The sequence below is a fragment of the Leifsonia sp. 71-9 genome, from assembly GCF_001898805.1.
GTDB lineage: Bacteria > Actinomycetota > Actinomycetes > Actinomycetales > Microbacteriaceae > Leifsonia.
The window spans coordinates 80,207-94,368 of sequence record NZ_MKVJ01000021.1; the positions used below are offsets into that span (position 1 = coordinate 80,207).

The 14,162-nt window shown below is 65.5% G+C and carries 22 protein-coding genes and 1 tRNA gene; 14 read left to right on the forward strand and 9 right to left on the reverse strand.

The window, feature by feature from the left end:
* Window positions 1–3: 3 nt before the first annotated feature.
* Entirely contained in the window at window positions 4–309 is a 306-nt protein-coding gene (locus tag BGO91_RS16820) for a hypothetical protein (RefSeq protein WP_290473885.1), read from the reverse strand.
* Between the two features lie 183 nt (window positions 310–492).
* Between BGO91_RS16820 and BGO91_RS16825 the strand changes: the two genes are divergently transcribed.
* The 6 genes from BGO91_RS16825 to BGO91_RS16850 all read left to right on the forward strand — a co-directional run bounded on the left by BGO91_RS16825 (window position 493) and on the right by BGO91_RS16850 (window position 4,431).
* Window positions 493–1,161, forward strand: coding sequence for a response regulator transcription factor (locus BGO91_RS16825; protein ID WP_290474492.1), 669 nt, complete (start codon window positions 493–495; stop codon window positions 1,159–1,161).
* A complete protein-coding gene (locus BGO91_RS16830) occupies window positions 1,154–2,398 on the forward strand; it encodes a HAMP domain-containing sensor histidine kinase (protein WP_290473886.1) in 1,245 nt (414 codons plus the stop codon). Before BGO91_RS16825 ends, BGO91_RS16830 begins: the two co-directional genes overlap by 8 nt.
* A gap of 39 nt (window positions 2,399–2,437) precedes the next feature.
* Window positions 2,438–2,845: an NUDIX domain-containing protein gene (locus BGO91_RS16835; RefSeq protein ID WP_290473887.1), complete on the forward strand. Its 408-nt coding sequence runs from the start codon at window positions 2,438–2,440 to the stop codon at window positions 2,843–2,845.
* 127 nt (window positions 2,846–2,972) lie between these two features.
* Complete coding sequence (locus tag BGO91_RS16840) at window positions 2,973–3,311, forward strand: metalloregulator ArsR/SmtB family transcription factor (protein ID WP_290473888.1); 339 nt, start codon at window positions 2,973–2,975, stop codon at window positions 3,309–3,311.
* Between the two features lies 1 nt (window position 3,312).
* Window positions 3,313–3,957, forward strand: coding sequence for a dihydrofolate reductase family protein (locus BGO91_RS16845; protein WP_290473889.1), 645 nt, complete (start codon window positions 3,313–3,315; stop codon window positions 3,955–3,957).
* Window positions 3,958–3,966: 9 nt separating this feature from the next.
* Window positions 3,967–4,431 (forward strand): SRPBCC domain-containing protein, encoded by a 465-nt coding sequence (locus BGO91_RS16850; RefSeq protein WP_290473890.1) that lies wholly within the window; start codon window positions 3,967–3,969, stop codon window positions 4,429–4,431.
* 18 nt (window positions 4,432–4,449) lie between these two features.
* Here the strand turns inward: BGO91_RS16850 and BGO91_RS16855 are convergent, their stop codons facing one another.
* A complete protein-coding gene (locus tag BGO91_RS16855) occupies window positions 4,450–4,791 on the reverse strand; it encodes a helix-turn-helix domain-containing protein (RefSeq protein ID WP_290473891.1) in 342 nt (113 codons plus the stop codon).
* A 144-nt stretch (window positions 4,792–4,935) separates the two neighbouring features.
* On the opposite strand from BGO91_RS16855, the gene BGO91_RS16860 reads away from it, so the two are divergent.
* Window positions 4,936–5,541 (forward strand): NAD(P)H oxidoreductase, encoded by a 606-nt coding sequence (locus tag BGO91_RS16860; RefSeq protein ID WP_290473892.1) that lies wholly within the window; start codon window positions 4,936–4,938, stop codon window positions 5,539–5,541.
* Between the two features lie 183 nt (window positions 5,542–5,724).
* Here BGO91_RS16860 and BGO91_RS16865 read toward each other — a convergent pair whose 3' ends face one another.
* From BGO91_RS16865 to BGO91_RS16895, 7 genes are all read right to left on the reverse strand, one after another.
* A complete protein-coding gene (locus tag BGO91_RS16865; RefSeq protein ID WP_290473893.1) occupies window positions 5,725–6,282 on the reverse strand; it encodes a hypothetical protein in 558 nt (185 codons plus the stop codon).
* A gap of 37 nt (window positions 6,283–6,319) precedes the next feature.
* Window positions 6,320–6,871, reverse strand: coding sequence for a hypothetical protein (locus BGO91_RS16870; RefSeq protein WP_290473894.1), 552 nt, complete (start codon window positions 6,869–6,871; stop codon window positions 6,320–6,322).
* A 26-nt stretch (window positions 6,872–6,897) separates the two neighbouring features.
* Entirely contained in the window at window positions 6,898–8,607 is a 1,710-nt protein-coding gene (locus BGO91_RS16875) for an alpha/beta fold hydrolase (RefSeq protein ID WP_290473895.1), read from the reverse strand.
* A gap of 800 nt (window positions 8,608–9,407) precedes the next feature.
* Window positions 9,408–9,481: transfer RNA gene (locus BGO91_RS16880), tRNA-Gly, on the reverse strand.
* A gap of 61 nt (window positions 9,482–9,542) precedes the next feature.
* On the reverse strand, window positions 9,543–10,508 hold the full coding sequence (locus BGO91_RS16885) for a tyrosine-type recombinase/integrase (RefSeq protein WP_290473896.1): 966 nt from the start codon (window positions 10,506–10,508) through the stop codon (window positions 9,543–9,545).
* A 208-nt stretch (window positions 10,509–10,716) separates the two neighbouring features.
* Window positions 10,717–11,199, reverse strand: coding sequence for an ImmA/IrrE family metallo-endopeptidase (locus tag BGO91_RS16890; protein ID WP_290473897.1), 483 nt, complete (start codon window positions 11,197–11,199; stop codon window positions 10,717–10,719).
* A complete protein-coding gene (locus BGO91_RS16895) occupies window positions 11,196–11,645 on the reverse strand; it encodes a helix-turn-helix transcriptional regulator (RefSeq protein ID WP_290473898.1) in 450 nt (149 codons plus the stop codon). The genes BGO91_RS16890 and BGO91_RS16895 overlap by 4 nt, the downstream gene beginning before the upstream one ends.
* Before the next feature lie 76 nt (window positions 11,646–11,721).
* On the opposite strand from BGO91_RS16895, the gene BGO91_RS16900 reads away from it, so the two are divergent.
* The 7 genes from BGO91_RS16900 to BGO91_RS16930 all read left to right on the forward strand — a co-directional run bounded on the left by BGO91_RS16900 (window position 11,722) and on the right by BGO91_RS16930 (window position 14,126).
* Complete coding sequence (locus BGO91_RS16900) at window positions 11,722–11,988, forward strand: helix-turn-helix transcriptional regulator (protein ID WP_290473899.1); 267 nt, start codon at window positions 11,722–11,724, stop codon at window positions 11,986–11,988.
* On the forward strand, window positions 11,985–12,170 hold the full coding sequence (locus tag BGO91_RS16905) for a helix-turn-helix domain-containing protein (protein WP_290473900.1): 186 nt from the start codon (window positions 11,985–11,987) through the stop codon (window positions 12,168–12,170). Before BGO91_RS16900 ends, BGO91_RS16905 begins: the two co-directional genes overlap by 4 nt.
* A 57-nt stretch (window positions 12,171–12,227) precedes the next feature.
* Window positions 12,228–13,049, forward strand: a complete 822-nt coding sequence (locus tag BGO91_RS16910) for a phage antirepressor KilAC domain-containing protein (protein ID WP_290473901.1) — start codon at window positions 12,228–12,230, stop codon at window positions 13,047–13,049.
* Window positions 13,046–13,264: a hypothetical protein gene (locus BGO91_RS16915; protein ID WP_290473902.1), complete on the forward strand. Its 219-nt coding sequence runs from the start codon at window positions 13,046–13,048 to the stop codon at window positions 13,262–13,264. Before BGO91_RS16910 ends, BGO91_RS16915 begins: the two co-directional genes overlap by 4 nt.
* A gap of 103 nt (window positions 13,265–13,367) precedes the next feature.
* Window positions 13,368–13,496: a hypothetical protein gene (locus BGO91_RS16920; protein ID WP_290473903.1), complete on the forward strand. Its 129-nt coding sequence runs from the start codon at window positions 13,368–13,370 to the stop codon at window positions 13,494–13,496.
* A gap of 97 nt (window positions 13,497–13,593) precedes the next feature.
* Window positions 13,594–13,977, forward strand: a complete 384-nt coding sequence (locus BGO91_RS16925; protein WP_290473904.1) for a hypothetical protein — start codon at window positions 13,594–13,596, stop codon at window positions 13,975–13,977.
* Complete coding sequence (locus tag BGO91_RS16930; RefSeq protein ID WP_290473905.1) at window positions 13,974–14,126, forward strand: hypothetical protein; 153 nt, start codon at window positions 13,974–13,976, stop codon at window positions 14,124–14,126. Before BGO91_RS16925 ends, BGO91_RS16930 begins: the two co-directional genes overlap by 4 nt.
* Window positions 14,127–14,162 lie beyond the last annotated feature (36 nt).

Sequence of the window (14,162 nt, forward strand, 5' to 3'; positions counted from 1 at the left end):
TGCTCACTTGGACAGGGTCGTCGCGCCGTCCGAGCCGGAGGCGTTCTGGACGGGGCCGATCGGGGTCGCAGTGCCCGGGGTCGCCTTCGAGAAGTCGGGCTTCGCGTCCGGGACCGCCTGCAGGGTCACCGGCGAGCCGGCGTCCGGAGCGGGCGTGCCCTTCACCACCGAGTGGGTGGACGTGGACGTGGACGGGGCGGCGGGGGCAGCGGCGTTCGCTGCTCCGGCGACGCCGATGCCGGCCGCTGCGATGCCGGCCGTGATGGCCGTGCCGACGAGAACGCGCTTGAGCGTGATGCTGATGGACATGGATTCCACTTCCTTTCAGAGACCTCACGGTCCGTAAGTGGGGCCGGGATCGGCCTCGGCCAGAGTCAAGCCGGTGGCGTGTTGGGATGACGTAAGGCCCGTTGCTCACGTTCTGTTAACACGCGTTCTGGTGGGATCGAGGCGGTGCCCGACACGAGCGGGCCGGAGCAGAAGGGTGCGGAGATGCGCGTGCTGATCGTCGAGGACGAGGTGGTGCTGGCGGATTCCATCCGGACCATGCTCACCCGGGCATCGTTCGCGGCGGACGCCGTGCACGACGGCGCGACCGCGCTGGAATGGCTCACGATCAACGACTACGACGTCGTCGTCCTCGATCGCGACCTCCCCGTCGTGCACGGCGACGAGGTGTGCAGGCAGATCAGCGAGCAGGGACTCGACGTGCGCGTGCTCATGCTGACGGCCGCCCGCGGCCTCGGCGACACGGTCGCGGGCTTCGAACTGGGAGCGGACGACTACCTATCCAAGCCGTTCGCGATGCAGGAGCTGATCGCCCGGCTCACGGCGCTCGGGCGTCGGCCGGCGCGGGCCCTCCCTCCCGTGCTCGCCTTCGGGGATCTGACGTTGAACGCGTACCGGCGCGAGGTGTGGCGCGGCGGTGAGCTCCTGTCTCTCGCTCCGAAAGAGTTCGCGGTGCTCCAGCTGCTGATGCGTGCCGACGGCGGGGTGGTCAGCGCGGAGGAGCTGCTCGAGAAGGCCTGGGACGAGAATGCGAACCCCTTCACCAGCGGCGTGCGTGTGACCATCTCCACTCTGCGCAAGAAACTCGGGCGGCCCTGGATCGTCGGAACCGTTCCCGGAGTGGGCTACCGGATGGAGTCGGCGGATGAGTGACGGGCGGAGCCGCCCGCCGTTCCATCGCTCCACGCGCATGCGTTTCGCGGCGGCCACGGCCGGGCTCGTCGCCGGCGGAGGCGCACTGATCCTCGTCGTCGTCTATGCGTCGATGCGATTCCTGACCGAGTACCGCATCCCGACGTTGTCCGCGGTCCCGGACGGAGAAGTGCGTGACCCGGCGGACGCGTCGGGATCGATCACCCTGGCGACCGCGAAGCCGGTCACCGGCCTCCCCACCGGCATCGTCGTCTCCAGCGGGTCGGACGTGCTCAACACGCTCCTGATCTACAGCGCCTGCGCCCTCGTCATCCTGACCCTGGTCGGGGCGGTCGCCAGCTGGTTCCTCGCCGGGCGGATGCTGCGGCCGCTGCAGTCGCTCAGCGCCGCGGCCGAGCTCGCCAGCCGCGGGTCGCTCTCCCACCGCGTGGGCACGACCGGCCGGCACGACGAGTTCGATGCCGTGTCGCAGACGTTCGACGACATGCTCGCAGAGCTGGAGCGCTCCTTCGATGCCTCGCAACGGTTCGCAGCGAACGCCTCCCACGAGATCCGCACGCCCCTCGCCACGACCAAGGCGCTACTGGAGGTCGCGGCCACCGAGGACAACTCCCCGCGGGTGACCCTCCTCCTCCGGCGACTGACGGAGTCGAACGATCGCCTGATCGACATCACCGAAGCGCTCCTCGACCTCGCGACCATCGGGCAGGAGCAGCCGGTGCGCGACACGGTCGACCTCCGGGAGCTCGTGTCGCGGGAGCTCGAAGCGATCGCGGACGAGGTATCGCAGCGCGGTCTCCGACTGTCCGTCCGCATCGGCGCGGAGACGGCGTGCGGCTCGGACGGTCTCCTCCGCCTCCTGATCGGCAACCTCATCCGGAACGCCGTGCGACACAACCACGTCGCAGGCGACCTCGCCATTGAGACGACCCGCGCCGACGGCGGCCGCGTCCGGGTCATCGTCGAGAACAGCGGCGATCGGATACCCGAGCATTCTCTGGCGCGACTGATCGAGCCCTTCTACCGCGAACGCGGTCGCGCCGTTCTGTCCGAAGGTGCCCCCGGTCACGGCCTGGGCTTGGCGATCGCGGGCGCCGTGGTGAACGCCCATGGCGGAACGCTGGAACTGGAGGCACTGGATGAGGGTGGATTGCGCGTGACAGTGGAGCTTCCTGGCGCGTGTGTGCCGCTCGGAGGCGCTCACGCCGACGATCGAGGCGCGGCGTTCTCACGGTGAGGTGTCTCGTCCATCGCCCGCGGCGCTAGTTTCGTCTCCATGAGCACGATCCGGGCGGCCAGCACGATCATCCTCGACGAGCAGCGACGCATTCTGCTCGTCCTGCGTCGCGACGAGCCGGAGAAGGGACGCTGGTCGGTGCCCGGCGGAAGCTGCGAGCCGGGCGAGTCCTACGCGGCCGCGGCCGCACGGGAGGCGCTCGAAGAGACCGGGCTGCAGGTCTCCATCGGCCGAGAGCTCTGGGTCGCCATGATCCCCGCGGGTGACGGGCGAGTGTTCGAGGCGCACGACTTCTCCGCCACCGTCCTCGGCGGCCGACTCGCGCCGGGCGACGATGCCGACGACGCCCGCTGGTTCTCCGAAGCCGAGCTCGACACCATCCCGCTCACCCAGGACCTCGCCGGATACCTCCGCCGGGCGGGTGTGTTCCACCAGCCTCCCGCGTGACGGGGCGGCCGCCGGCCTGCATCCAGGGCAAGGCGAGCCTGGCATCGTCGAGCCGTGGGGATGCTTCCACTCGACGAATCGCGACCTCGGCAGTCCATTCGGGCCCTCACCTGCTACACTTAGGCAAATGCCAAAGTATCGTGACGAGGTCGACGCCGTGCTCCGCGCTCTCGCGGATCCCACGCGGCGGGCCGTCGTGGAACGGCTGGCCCTGTCGCCGGCGGTGGTGTCGGAGCTCGCCGAGCCGTTCCCGATGACCCTGCCGTCGTTCGTGCAGCACCTCGGGATCCTCGAGGAGGCGGGGGTGATCGCGTCGGAGAAGCAGGGCCGCGTCCGCACGGTGAGCCTGCGTCCCGGCGCTCTCGACGTGCTGCATCTCTGGCTCGGTGAACAGCGGACCCCCGCGGAGCACCAGGCCGACCGGCTCGGCATCCATCTCGCCCGCACGACCCAGAAGGAGAACTGACATGTCCCGTGTCCGCATGGATCTCTTCACGTCCCTCGACGGCTACACCCCGTCCGACCAGGCGCCCGACAATCCGATGGGCGAGGACTGGAACCGGCTCACCGCCGCGTACACCGCGACCCGCACCTTCCGCGAGAAGATCTTCGGTGACACCAGCGGCCGGGGTACCACCGGAGTCGATGACCGCCACGCCGCCACCTTCTTCGACGGCATCGGCGCCGAGATCATGGGCGCCGGGATGTTCGGCCTCCACGCCCATCCCACCGATGCGGACTGGACGGGCTGGTGGGGTCCGAATCCGCCGTTCCACACCCCCGTCTACGTGCTGACCCACTCCGCGCCGCGTCCCTCGATCGCGATGGAGGGCGGCACGACGTTCCACTTCCGCGACGCCGCCATCGACGACGTCCTCCGCGAGGCCCGCGAGGCGGCGGGAGGCCAGGATGTGCGGATCGGCGGCGGCTACAGCACCGCGCGCGCTGCACTGGGCGCCGGACTCGTCGACGACCTGCACCTCATGGTCGCCCCGATCTTCCTCGGTCGCGGCCACCGGCTGTGGGACGACCTCAGCGGCTTCGACACCGCTTACACGGTGACCTCGGAGGTCGCCGAGAGCGGCGTCATCCACGTCACCCTGACCCGATAGGAGACCCCGATGACGCACGAACGCAGGCTCGCACGCTCCGGCTTCACCCTCACCCGCGACTATCCCGCACCGGTCGAGGACGTGTGGGGCGCGTTCGCCGACGAGCAGCAGAAGCGGAGCTGGTGGGGAGCGGGGGACGAGGCGGAGGCCCGTGCCTGGTCCTTCGACTTCCGCGTCGGCGGGCGCGACATCGACGAAGGCCAGTTCCACAACGGACCCCTCTCCCGCTACGAGGCGACCTACACCGACATCGTCGAGCACTCGCGCATCGTCACCACATACGACATGTGGCTCGACGGGGAGCACATGTCCACCTCCCTCGCCTCGCTGGAGTTCGAGCCCATCGCCGAGGGCACCCGCTTCACGCACACCGAGCACGGCATCTTCTTCGACCGCTTCTGGGCGGACGGCCAGGGACGGGAGGACGGCACGCGCGGTCTTCTCGACGCGTTGGGGCGGTACCTCGCGCGGTAGGCGTCGCGGGAGGCGCGCTCAGGCGAGGACCCGCTGCGCGGCGACCCAGGTCTGACCCCACTCGTCCATGTCGCGGACGAGCGACCGCAGGGTCTCGCCCATCGGCGTCAGGGAGTACTCGACGCGCGGCGGCACCTCCGGATACACCTCCCGGTGGACGAGGCCGTCCTCTTCGAGCTCCCGGAGCTGACGGGTGAGCACGCGATCCGTCACCTCGCCGACCGCGCGGCGGAGCTCGCCGTACCGGAGCGTGCGGTCGAGCAGTTCCTGGATGATGGTGAGCTTCCAGCATCCGCCGATGACGCTCACGGTCGTCTCGACGGAGCACACGGCGATCGCTGCAGCGGTCTTGTCGCGCATGACACTATCCAAACTGTCAGTACAGGACAGAAAAGTGCATACTTCTGCATCTGCGGGTGTCCTGTTTGACTCAATGTACGGGCCGCAACAGAGGCGAGCAACCGCCGCTTCGTGAGGAGAGCCCGACAAGGAGAACACGAAACGATGGCTGGCACGCGCGCACTGGTGATCTGGGCCCACCCCCGCACCGACTCGCTCACGGCGACGGTGACCTCGGATGTGATCGGAGAACTCACTGCGCAAGGCTTCGAGGTCGACGAGCTCGACCTGCACCGCGAGGGCATCGACCCCCTCGTCCGGGAGGCCGACGAACCCGACTGGGACGACCTCGACAAGCAGTACACGCCCGAGGTGATGGCGCTCGCCGCCCGCACGATGGCCGCCGCCGCCGTGGTGTTCGTGTTCCCCGTCTGGTGGTACTCGCTCCCCGCGATCATGAAGGGCTACATCGACCGCGTCTGGAACAACGGCCTCTTCTACGGCGGCGGCCGCCGTCCCGGGATCGCCGCCGCGCGCTGGATCGGCCTGGCCGGCGAGAGCGCAGAAGCCTTCCGCAAGCGCGAATACGACGACCTCATCACGCGCCACCTGAACATCGGCATCGCCGGCCTCTGCGGCATCGACGACAGCCAGGTCGTCCTCCTGCACGACACCCTCGGCGACGACATCACGGACCCCGAGGCCCACTTCGCCGCCCTCCGCGCCCGCGCCACGGCGGTCGCCACGGAGCTGGCGGAGACGCTGCGGTGAGGCGGGCGTCGCGCCGGATCCGATGAAGTCCAGTGAACCGAGTCGGGGTCGATGGCGTGCTCGGCGCCCGCGGCGACCGCAACCGTCCCCGGGTGAGAACGAGTCCGGCGAATCAGACTGCCCGAGAAGTCGCGATCGGAGTATTTCCCGCCGCCAGCGTTGTGGCCGGTGACGTGGCGGCCACTATCTCCGGTCGCTGGGTGTGGGGGCAGGGGTCGGGGTTCGGGAGATCTGGTTGCGCTTGTGTGCGATGTCGTCGTCGCTGGCCTTTTTCCAGTCGCCGGGTACGCAGGAGCCATCGGTTTCCAGCCAGGTGCGGTCAGTATCGAGGTGGAGGGTGATCGCTAGCCCGTTCTTGGCATCGCCGCCGAGGACGTATTCGTGACCGTATTTGTGAATCTCGACGGAGTATCCATGGTCTTTCCACCACTTTTCGACGGTGGCGGCCGCGGCGTCCGGATTGGTCACTGGTTCGGTGCGGTTTCGGCCGCCGTAGTAGTAGAGCCCCTCGTCGTTGTCGCCGCAGGAAGAAGCGATCAGGTTGTCGTGGTTGTCCCAGTCTCCACCGACGATGGCGGTGAGGTCGCTCTCCTGCTTGTCGAGATCGGCGCGCGCCTCGGCGGGAGTCATCTTCACGTCCGAGCGGAGGTGCAGCGGTTCGACCACCCGGTCGACGTCGCTGCAGCCTGCCAGCCCTGCGACGGCGAGGACGGCGAGCCCCAGGCTGATGCGGACTCTCATGAGCGCGGACTCCTCATTCATACGGCGTTCGGGTTGCCTATTCGGTAGGGGTTGGTGCGGGGGTCGGGGTGCGGACGATCTCATTACGTCTGTGCGCGATGTCGTCGTCCCTGGCCTTTTCCCAGTCGCCCGGTACGCAGGCACCTTCTGTCTGGAACCAGGTTCGGTCGGTATCCAGGTTGAGGAAAATTGTGGTGCCGTTCTTGGCTTCACCTTTGACAACATAACTCTCGCCGTACTTGGCCGATGCGACAGCGACTCCGCGGCTCTTCCACCATGCAGCTGTGCTCTTGGCCGTGGCTGCACGGTCCGCAATGGGTTCCGTTCGGTTTCGGCCGCCGTAGTAGTAGAGGCCCTCGTCGTTGTCGCCGCACGAGGAGGCGATGAGGTTGTCTTGGTTGTCCCAGTCGCCGCCGAGGAGGGCGGTGAGGTCGCTCTCCCGCTTGTCGAGATCGGCGCGTGCCTCGGCGGGTGTCATCTTCACGTCTGAGCGGAGGTGCAGCGGCTCGACCACCCGGTCGACGTCACTGCAGCCTGCCAAAAGGGTCACCGCGAGCGCTGCGAGACCGAGCGTGAGTCGAACTCTCATCAGGACACCTTCCTCGCTGGGGGAGTTCATGGCAGTGTCGGCGTGCCATTGATGATCGATCGGATATTTCTCAGGCTCTCAGTACCCAAGCCGAAGTAATGGTTGCTGTCGTCTGCCGCGCTGCCGCCGACCGCGTTGTGGCCGTTGACCGGTTGGAGGACGCTGCCATCAGGCAAGGTTGCCCCGTCTGATCCAAACACATGTGCCCCGAATCCGTGGCCTGTCGGGTCGATGCGGCCTGTTGTTCGTCCAAGATCCGCAACGTCGTCGGCCGATGCTTCGGTCGCGTACACCCCGGTGTGGGCGTGAAGGTCGGCCGCGCTGATGCTGGGGTCGATTCCCGCCGAGCCGACGAAGACGGCGTTGTCGACCCGGAGATCGTGTGCGGCCATCGCATAGGCGGCAGTCGTGGTGCCGTACGAATGGCCGATCACGTTCAGCTGAGAGGTGGTGCCGGCCTCGTCGCGGACGGCGTTGTACCCGTTAAGCGCGGCCGTGAGGTGCTCTGCGCCGGCGCGAGCGTAGGTCCCGGAAAGGACGTCACCGGCCTCGGAAGGGAACTTGGGGCTGTCGTAGCCGAGGAAGACGACGGTGGCGCTGTGCGGGTTATTGAAGTTCATGTTGACCGCACCGCGAAGATAGTCCTTGGCCTCGAGCAGGCTGGAGTTCATTCCGGGGATCATCCAATTCGCTGTGGTCGCGGTGTCCGGATTCCCGACAGAGAGCTGCGCCAGCGGAATGCCGGGACCCGTCGTGTCGAGGCTCATCAGCAGCCGCGGAGGATTCAGATTCCGGCTCTGGCCATCCCGGTACTCGCTCAAGAGCCACTCGAGGGCGCTGACACGATCTTTCGCCGCCTGGACGGCGGCGAGAGACTCCGGTACTCGGCTGCTTCCGATGGTGCGCCCGGCGGCCTCCTTCGCTTCTTTGAGAAGCTCTTTGAGGCAGGAGACGTTGGCTTCGTCGCGGTCCGTGTACGGGATCCCTTCCAGGTTGCCGATCACCTCGGGGCGGGCCTTGATCAGTGCCGATCGTTGGGCGGCCGACAAGGTCGACCACCACGCGGCGACGGCCGGTGCACCCATCGCGGCGAGTTCGTCGGCGAGGTTCGGGTGCTGTGCCAGGAACTTCTTCAGCTCCGGACCGGTGAGGGTCGAGAGGCCCTGAAGGAAGCCGATCGAATTCCCGATCGCGTTGCTCGTCGACTTGGTCGCGAACAACGGTTTCGGTGCAACCGTGAGCAGCTTCAAAACTGCGAGCATGTCGCGCTCGGCCGCGTCGACCGCTTCGGCGGCGTTCGTCACGATCGTGTGGGCGCTGATCTTGCTCTGGTCCAGTTTCGCCACATGCGAGGTGAGCGGCTTCAGCAGGGGGTCTTGTATTGCGGCGGCCGCGCGCTCGTCCGCGTCTGCCTTCTTCCAGATGGTGATCGCTCGTTCGGCCTCGCCCTGCGCCCATTCGAGGGTGTGGGCGAAGGAGTTGAGCGCCTTACCGCCGTCGGTGAAGTCGTCGGCAACATGCTGGATCCGTTTGCGCATCACGGACACGACGTCCGCGAACGCGTTTGCAGCGCGGCCTTCCCACTTGACCTGACTGGCAGCATTGCGCAGTGTCGCTTCGAGGGCGTCGTAGTCACGGCTGCGGGCGGTCATCACGTCGGCTTCGGCACGGAAGGCGGTCACGTTGCCGGGGATGAGGTCTTTCGCGCGGGATGTCGCGGTGATCGTTGCGGTCATCTGAACCCTCCCTCGAGCGCCCGCAGCTCACCGGCTGCCGTTTCTTCGGTCGTCCGGAAATCATCGGCCGTCAGACCGAGTCGGGTGCCGAGCTCGACGAGGTCGGTCACGATCGTGTCCGACCGCCACCCGGCACGTATCGAGACCAGCACCGCTTCGCTGGTCGGCCGTTCGACCGCAGCGGCGGCAGGGAGGGCAGGAGCACTGACCGCCGTGAGCGAGGAGGCTGTGCCGGTCAGGGTCTCGAAATCAACCTGAATACGCTGGCCCGCTGCACCAGTCAGGCTGATGCAGACCGTTCTATCAACGAAGCCTGACGGCGAATCGGACGCGAATACGTGTGCAGCCGCCCCTGGCGGCCCGACACCCCGTCGCCGTACGCGTTCTTCTGAGCCTGTGTTGATACCGGCACGTTTCCCCCGAAACCTGCATGTCGCCGTAGCGATCTGACGTGCTTGCGCGATGCGCGCGTTGAACTAGTCTGCCACGGCTGGTCGCTGGATAGTCCGGCCAGGCCCGTGGACCAGCGGGATCCGGATGATTCGTCCATGCTCCTGAGGCTCAGCGCTCAGCACGCTCAAGCCGAGATGTGTCTTCGGGCGTATGCGTGTGCGTCGGTCCGGCTCGATACGACGGTGGCATCCCGGCGTCACCGAGGCGGCCAAACGGGCATGACCGCGACCATTCCCTCAACTGCGTATCGGCTGCGTCGACGTGGCCATCGGCACGTGATCTCAGCCGACGACTCACGTTGGCGTCGTGTACCGCGAGAATTCACCGCCCCCCGCGGCCTTCGATCATGGAGCGAGTGACGGGAATCGAACCCGCGCTATCAGCTTGGGAAGCTGAAGTTCTACCATTGAACTACACTCGCGTGGCTAAAACACTGGAAAGTACAGCGGTTCAAGCTGAGCCAAACCTAGCAGATTCGCACTTTATTGGCTGTTTTGATCGCTGACCACCTTCACCGTGTTCAGTAGTTCCAGCGTAGCAGTGAGGTCCGGCCCATGCTCGCCCTCATCGATGTAGTGCTTCTCGGTGATCGTGACCGACGAATGCCCCAGCTGCTTCTGCGCGCTGTCCTTGCTCGCCGTCTTCGCCACGAACGTACCCACGGACGACCGGAACACCTTCGGCATCGCGTCCACAATCGGGACATCGCCAAGCGCTTGATTCCACTGCACTCGGAAGTTGTCAGGGCTCCGCACGGTGCCAGTCGAGGAAGGAAACACGACTTCGGTGTAGGCCGTCTCGCTTCGTCGCCTCAGCATGTCCACGACGAACAGAGGCAGCTTCAGAATTCGAACCTTGTGGCCCTTGGTGTGCTCCTGAATCGTGAGGCCAAAGTCTCGATCCCGCACAACCGTCGCGCGAATCCGGGCGGTGGCGGGCTCAGACTCAAGGTCAACGTCCGCCCAACGCAGTGCGAACACCTCGCCCGGCCGGCATCCGGTGCCCAACATGAAATCGCACGGGTCGGAAAGATCCGACGACCTGGCGCGTCCGCTCTTGTCCTTCCCCGAATCCCAAGCGGCCAGCGTCGTGCGGATGTCGGCAATCTCGTCAAGGGACCACGCCACAGGAGCCTTCTCGGGTTCCGGGATAGTGGCGCATGAGTCGACCGGATTGGACATGATCGCGCCGTGGCGTGCAGCCATCCCCATCATTCCTCTGAGGATCACTCGGGCGAGCGCGGCACTCGAGTATCCGACGTTCTTCGTCTTCGCCTTGAGAAACCTGTCCAAGCGTGAGACGGACGCCTCGCTGATCATGAGGCCGCCGAGCCCTGCCTTGATGTGATTCTCAAGAATGCCCTTGTACCTCCGCTCCGTGTTGATCGGTCGAGGCTTCGCGGATAGCCATTCCTCCCACCATTCGTCGGCGAGGGCGGAAATGCGCATGGATGGAGTGATGCCCTCAGCCTCAGGCGCCAAACGCGTCTTGAGTGCTCGTTTGAGGTTGTCCTCAGCGTTCTGGGGAGTCTTCCCCGTTCGCAGCATCCGGCGCGTGTGCCCGTCGCTGTCCCTGTAGAAAGCCGTAGCCATAGGAGTGCCACTAGCGGTCTTACCGCGAGTGATCTTCCCCCAGGTTTCGAGAACGAGTGGTGGTCTAGCCATAGCTCCTCACAAAAAGTTCCATGATCTTCTCCGTCACGTTGAGTTCGAGAGCGATGCGTCCGTAGTCGTTGCCTGCCTCAGCTGCCTCACGGATTCGCGATGGCCGTATCAGGCGCCGTGCGGCAATGCGATCCGCCCGATCGTCTGCACCCTGGGTGTCGTGTTCATCTTGGCGTTCCCAGTGCACGATCTCGTGCGCCAGGGCGCAACGTTCAACCGCGCTGTGCAGGTTGGGGAGCATGAAGATCGCTTGGAACCGAAGTGAGAACCCGGCGACCATGTCGGGCTCGGGCAGATCGGACCGGTAGATAACTGGAATGCCGAGATCTTCGGCGTGCACCGCGGGGTCGTAGTCCATCGCGCACGGGCCGTCGTAGAAGCTGTGCAGCCCGAACATGTAGCTGGTCGAGTTCGGGACCGGCCGGCGCGGGTCATACGTCTCGATATCGAACAGATCCCAGTCGCTGAGTGTCACGACTCTCCCCTCTCTGGCGGGACCGGCTTCGTGTCCTTCGAAGCCGCCATCTTTTCCCCGCTGATGTCTACGTTGTGAAGGTCTTCAGTATCCGTAGGGGGTACGACACTCAAGCGGGGCTTGATGCCAAAGCGACGGAGGTCGGCGGCGTCTGCATTGTTGAGTGAGGGGATGTAGCTCGAGATCTCGAAGCCGCGCTTCTTCAGGTTGGCGAGGGCGTCACGCATGATGACATCCGGGCCGATGTTGAGCGCATAGGCGAGACGTCCAAGTTCTTCAACGTCGATGACGCGCTTGCCGTTGAGGCTCTTCGAGACGGTGGGGTGGGGAAGTCGTGCCTTATCGGCGAGCTCACGGATCCCCAGGTTGAGGTAGGCGCGGCGGGCGCGAAGCTCTGCTGCGACGGCCTCAACAAGCGGACCAAGTTCTCTACTAGCGGTTCCCATATGGAACAACATAGCCACTTTTGGAAACGGGGTCAATGAGCTTGACCCGGTTCCAAATGGAACCTATTGTGGGCACATGGAAGCACTCACTTACGGCGAAGCAGTCGCCGCCGAGGTGCGGGCCCAGATTGCGCGGGCGGCGAGAACTCACTCGTCAGTCGCGGAAGAGACCGGAATCCCGAAGGCAACCCTGTCACGCAAGACGACCGGGAAGACGCCCTTCGACGTCGTAGAGGTAGCGCGCATCGCCGCCGCCCTTCGCATCGATCCGGATGACATCTTTCGCGCCGCAGCAGGACGGACCCCCGGCTCGGATCAAAACTCGAAGGCCGATGCGGCATGAACGCGGCCGCCAAGGTCTATCTCACGCCACAGGAGGTGTCGGACCGGATCAAGTTCTCTGTCGGCACTCTCGCCAACTGGCGGACGCAGGGCAAAGGCCCGGACTACGTGCGGCAAGGGAGACGAATCCGGTACCCGGAGGAAGCCATCGAGCGGTTCATGAGCGAACCGCAAGTCGCATAGCAACACCAAAAGAGAAACGCCTCGGGGGCAACCGAGGCGAATCAGAGAGGAACTGTAGTGAATTCCACCGACATTCTACCCGCGAAGGCCGCAACACACAGCTTCTATGGGCAGAGCATCAACACCATCACTCTCGACGGAGTCGATTATCTGCTCCTAGGGCAGCTGTGTGACAACCTCGGGCTTGACGCTGAGGGTCAGCGTCAGTCGCTTGAGCGTCAGGCGTGGGCGCAGGGCATGACCTTTGTAACGAAGGTCATGCTCCCGGGTGCTGAGCGCTCCTATCCCCGCTACCTCATCAACACCCGCATCGTCGGCATGTGGCTGGCGACCATCACCACTTCCCGGATCCGTGACGAGGAGTCACGGGTCATGGTCGAGCGGTACCAGCGTGAACTCGCCGACAAGATCCACGAATGGATCAACGGCGCCACACCCCGCCGCGAGCTCTCGGAGACGGAGGTCGTTCTTCAGGCGCTCACCATCCTCAAGACGAAGACGGAACAGCAGGCGCAGGAGATCGAGGTTCTGGCGCCGAAGGCGTCGGCGTGGGATGCGTTGGTGTCGTCGGCGGGGTCGTGGTCGTACACGGATGCTGCGCACTGCTTGTTCGAGCAGAAGCACATCGTCATCGGTCAGAAGCGGCTGGTTGCGCTGCTGGTCGATTGGGTGTGGATGTACCGGGACCACAAGGGCCGGCCCCACGCCTACCAGCGGATCCTCGAGCAGGGTCTGTTGACGGAGAAGATCCGCACCTATGTGGACACGGTGACGGGGGAAACCCTTCAGTCGTCGGCCCCGCAGGTTCGGATCACGGGTAAGGGGCTGGATGTCATCTACCGGCGCCTGTCTGACTCGGCCGCGGCGGTGGCGTCATGACCGCGCAGGTGGTGACGACGTGGAACCGGGCACCGATGCAGATGCTGCACCCGGAGACGATCACGATCATCTGCGATGCGGATGAGCGGTCGAACTGGACGCTGCAGGCTCCTGCTGGTCAGTTGTGGGAGCGCCTCGCTGAGCAGGAGATCATCCCTACTGCTCGTCTCGGTGCGGCACTGATTCGTGCTGACGTCCGTGGGGAGGCCCTCTGATGCGCACGTTCAGGTTTTTCGCTGCGGGTGCTGTGACGGCGACGGGTGTGGTGTTCGTGGCTGTGACGGTCTGGATGCACCTTGTCGAGAGGAAGGCATTCCGATGAGCCTCTGGACGATTCCCGAACTGGATGCACTGATCGTGTCCGCTCGGAAGCTCGGCTTCTGGGACGACGTCGCATTCTTCACCGCTGAGCGCGCTCGACTTCTGGGGCAGGAGGTGACCCGATGAGTAAGCACGCCCAGATCGTTCTGCCGTTGTTTCCGCGGTCCACGTTCATTCCCCCGGTCGACAAGGTCGACAACGAAGTAGAGGAGGCGACCTGCTAATGGCACTCATCGAACTCACGAAAGCGCAGCTGGTCACGAAGGTTCGCGAAGCACAGGACCGTGAAGCGCAGATGCGTACCGAAAGGGATGCGTGGAAGGAGCAGGTCAAGGCCACGCCGACACCGACCGCTGTTCCGGAGGCGGACGCCCTCGCGGGTTGTATCCGGGCTCTGGCGGGTGTCCCGAACGTCCGTGCCGATTCGTACGGGTCGTCGCCCGAGCGTCCTGACACGAAGCTGATCCGACGCGTGCTGCTGTCCCTCGCGGACCGCTACGGCGTTGACCTCATCCAGCACGAGGTCGCCCCGTGCGATCGAGTCCACCTGGACGACGCAGGTCCGGCGCTGATCGCGGACGCATTCGCTCGGATGGTGTCCCGATGAACGCCGCGGAGACGATCGCAACAGCGATCGAGAAGCTCGACCATCTCAAGGCGAATAGCACCCCGGGTCCCTGGCGCGAGGAAGACCACGAAGAGGAGTTCGTGGGCTTCATGAATCTCGCTCACGCGATTCTCGGGGAGGTGTCGTGATGAGACACGACTACACACCTGAGAACCCGGGCCCCG

Coding starts and splice junctions, on each gene's coding strand:
- BGO91_RS16900 (WP_290473899.1), top strand. CDS start 11,722: ATGGAAGCACTCACTTACGGCGAAGCAGTCGCCGCCGAGGTGCGGGCC.
- BGO91_RS16865 (WP_290473893.1), bottom strand. CDS start 6,282: ATGAGAGTCCGCATCAGCCTGGGGCTCGCCGTCCTCGCCGTCGCAGGG.
- BGO91_RS16825 (WP_290474492.1), top strand. CDS start 493: ATGCGCGTGCTGATCGTCGAGGACGAGGTGGTGCTGGCGGATTCCATC.
- BGO91_RS16885 (WP_290473896.1), bottom strand. CDS start 10,508: ATGCGCATTTCCGCCCTCGCCGACGAATGGTGGGAGGAATGGCTATCC.
- BGO91_RS16850 (WP_290473890.1), top strand. CDS start 3,967: ATGACGCACGAACGCAGGCTCGCACGCTCCGGCTTCACCCTCACCCGC.
- BGO91_RS16840 (WP_290473888.1), top strand. CDS start 2,973: ATGCCAAAGTATCGTGACGAGGTCGACGCCGTGCTCCGCGCTCTCGCG.
- BGO91_RS16930 (WP_290473905.1), top strand. CDS start 13,974: ATGAACGCCGCGGAGACGATCGCAACAGCGATCGAGAAGCTCGACCAT.
- BGO91_RS16860 (WP_290473892.1), top strand. CDS start 4,936: ATGGCTGGCACGCGCGCACTGGTGATCTGGGCCCACCCCCGCACCGAC.
- BGO91_RS16915 (WP_290473902.1), top strand. CDS start 13,046: ATGACCGCGCAGGTGGTGACGACGTGGAACCGGGCACCGATGCAGATG.
- BGO91_RS16895 (WP_290473898.1), bottom strand. CDS start 11,645: ATGGGAACCGCTAGTAGAGAACTTGGTCCGCTTGTTGAGGCCGTCGCA.
- BGO91_RS16870 (WP_290473894.1), bottom strand. CDS start 6,871: ATGAGAGTTCGACTCACGCTCGGTCTCGCAGCGCTCGCGGTGACCCTT.
- BGO91_RS16845 (WP_290473889.1), top strand. CDS start 3,313: ATGTCCCGTGTCCGCATGGATCTCTTCACGTCCCTCGACGGCTACACC.
- BGO91_RS16905 (WP_290473900.1), top strand. CDS start 11,985: ATGAACGCGGCCGCCAAGGTCTATCTCACGCCACAGGAGGTGTCGGAC.
- BGO91_RS16830 (WP_290473886.1), top strand. CDS start 1,154: ATGAGTGACGGGCGGAGCCGCCCGCCGTTCCATCGCTCCACGCGCATG.
- BGO91_RS16835 (WP_290473887.1), top strand. CDS start 2,438: ATGAGCACGATCCGGGCGGCCAGCACGATCATCCTCGACGAGCAGCGA.
- BGO91_RS16920 (WP_290473903.1), top strand. CDS start 13,368: ATGAGCCTCTGGACGATTCCCGAACTGGATGCACTGATCGTGTCCGCT.
- BGO91_RS16820 (WP_290473885.1), bottom strand. CDS start 309: ATGTCCATCAGCATCACGCTCAAGCGCGTTCTCGTCGGCACGGCCATC.
- BGO91_RS16875 (WP_290473895.1), bottom strand. CDS start 8,607: ATGACCGCAACGATCACCGCGACATCCCGCGCGAAAGACCTCATCCCC.
- BGO91_RS16855 (WP_290473891.1), bottom strand. CDS start 4,791: ATGCGCGACAAGACCGCTGCAGCGATCGCCGTGTGCTCCGTCGAGACG.
- BGO91_RS16925 (WP_290473904.1), top strand. CDS start 13,594: ATGGCACTCATCGAACTCACGAAAGCGCAGCTGGTCACGAAGGTTCGC.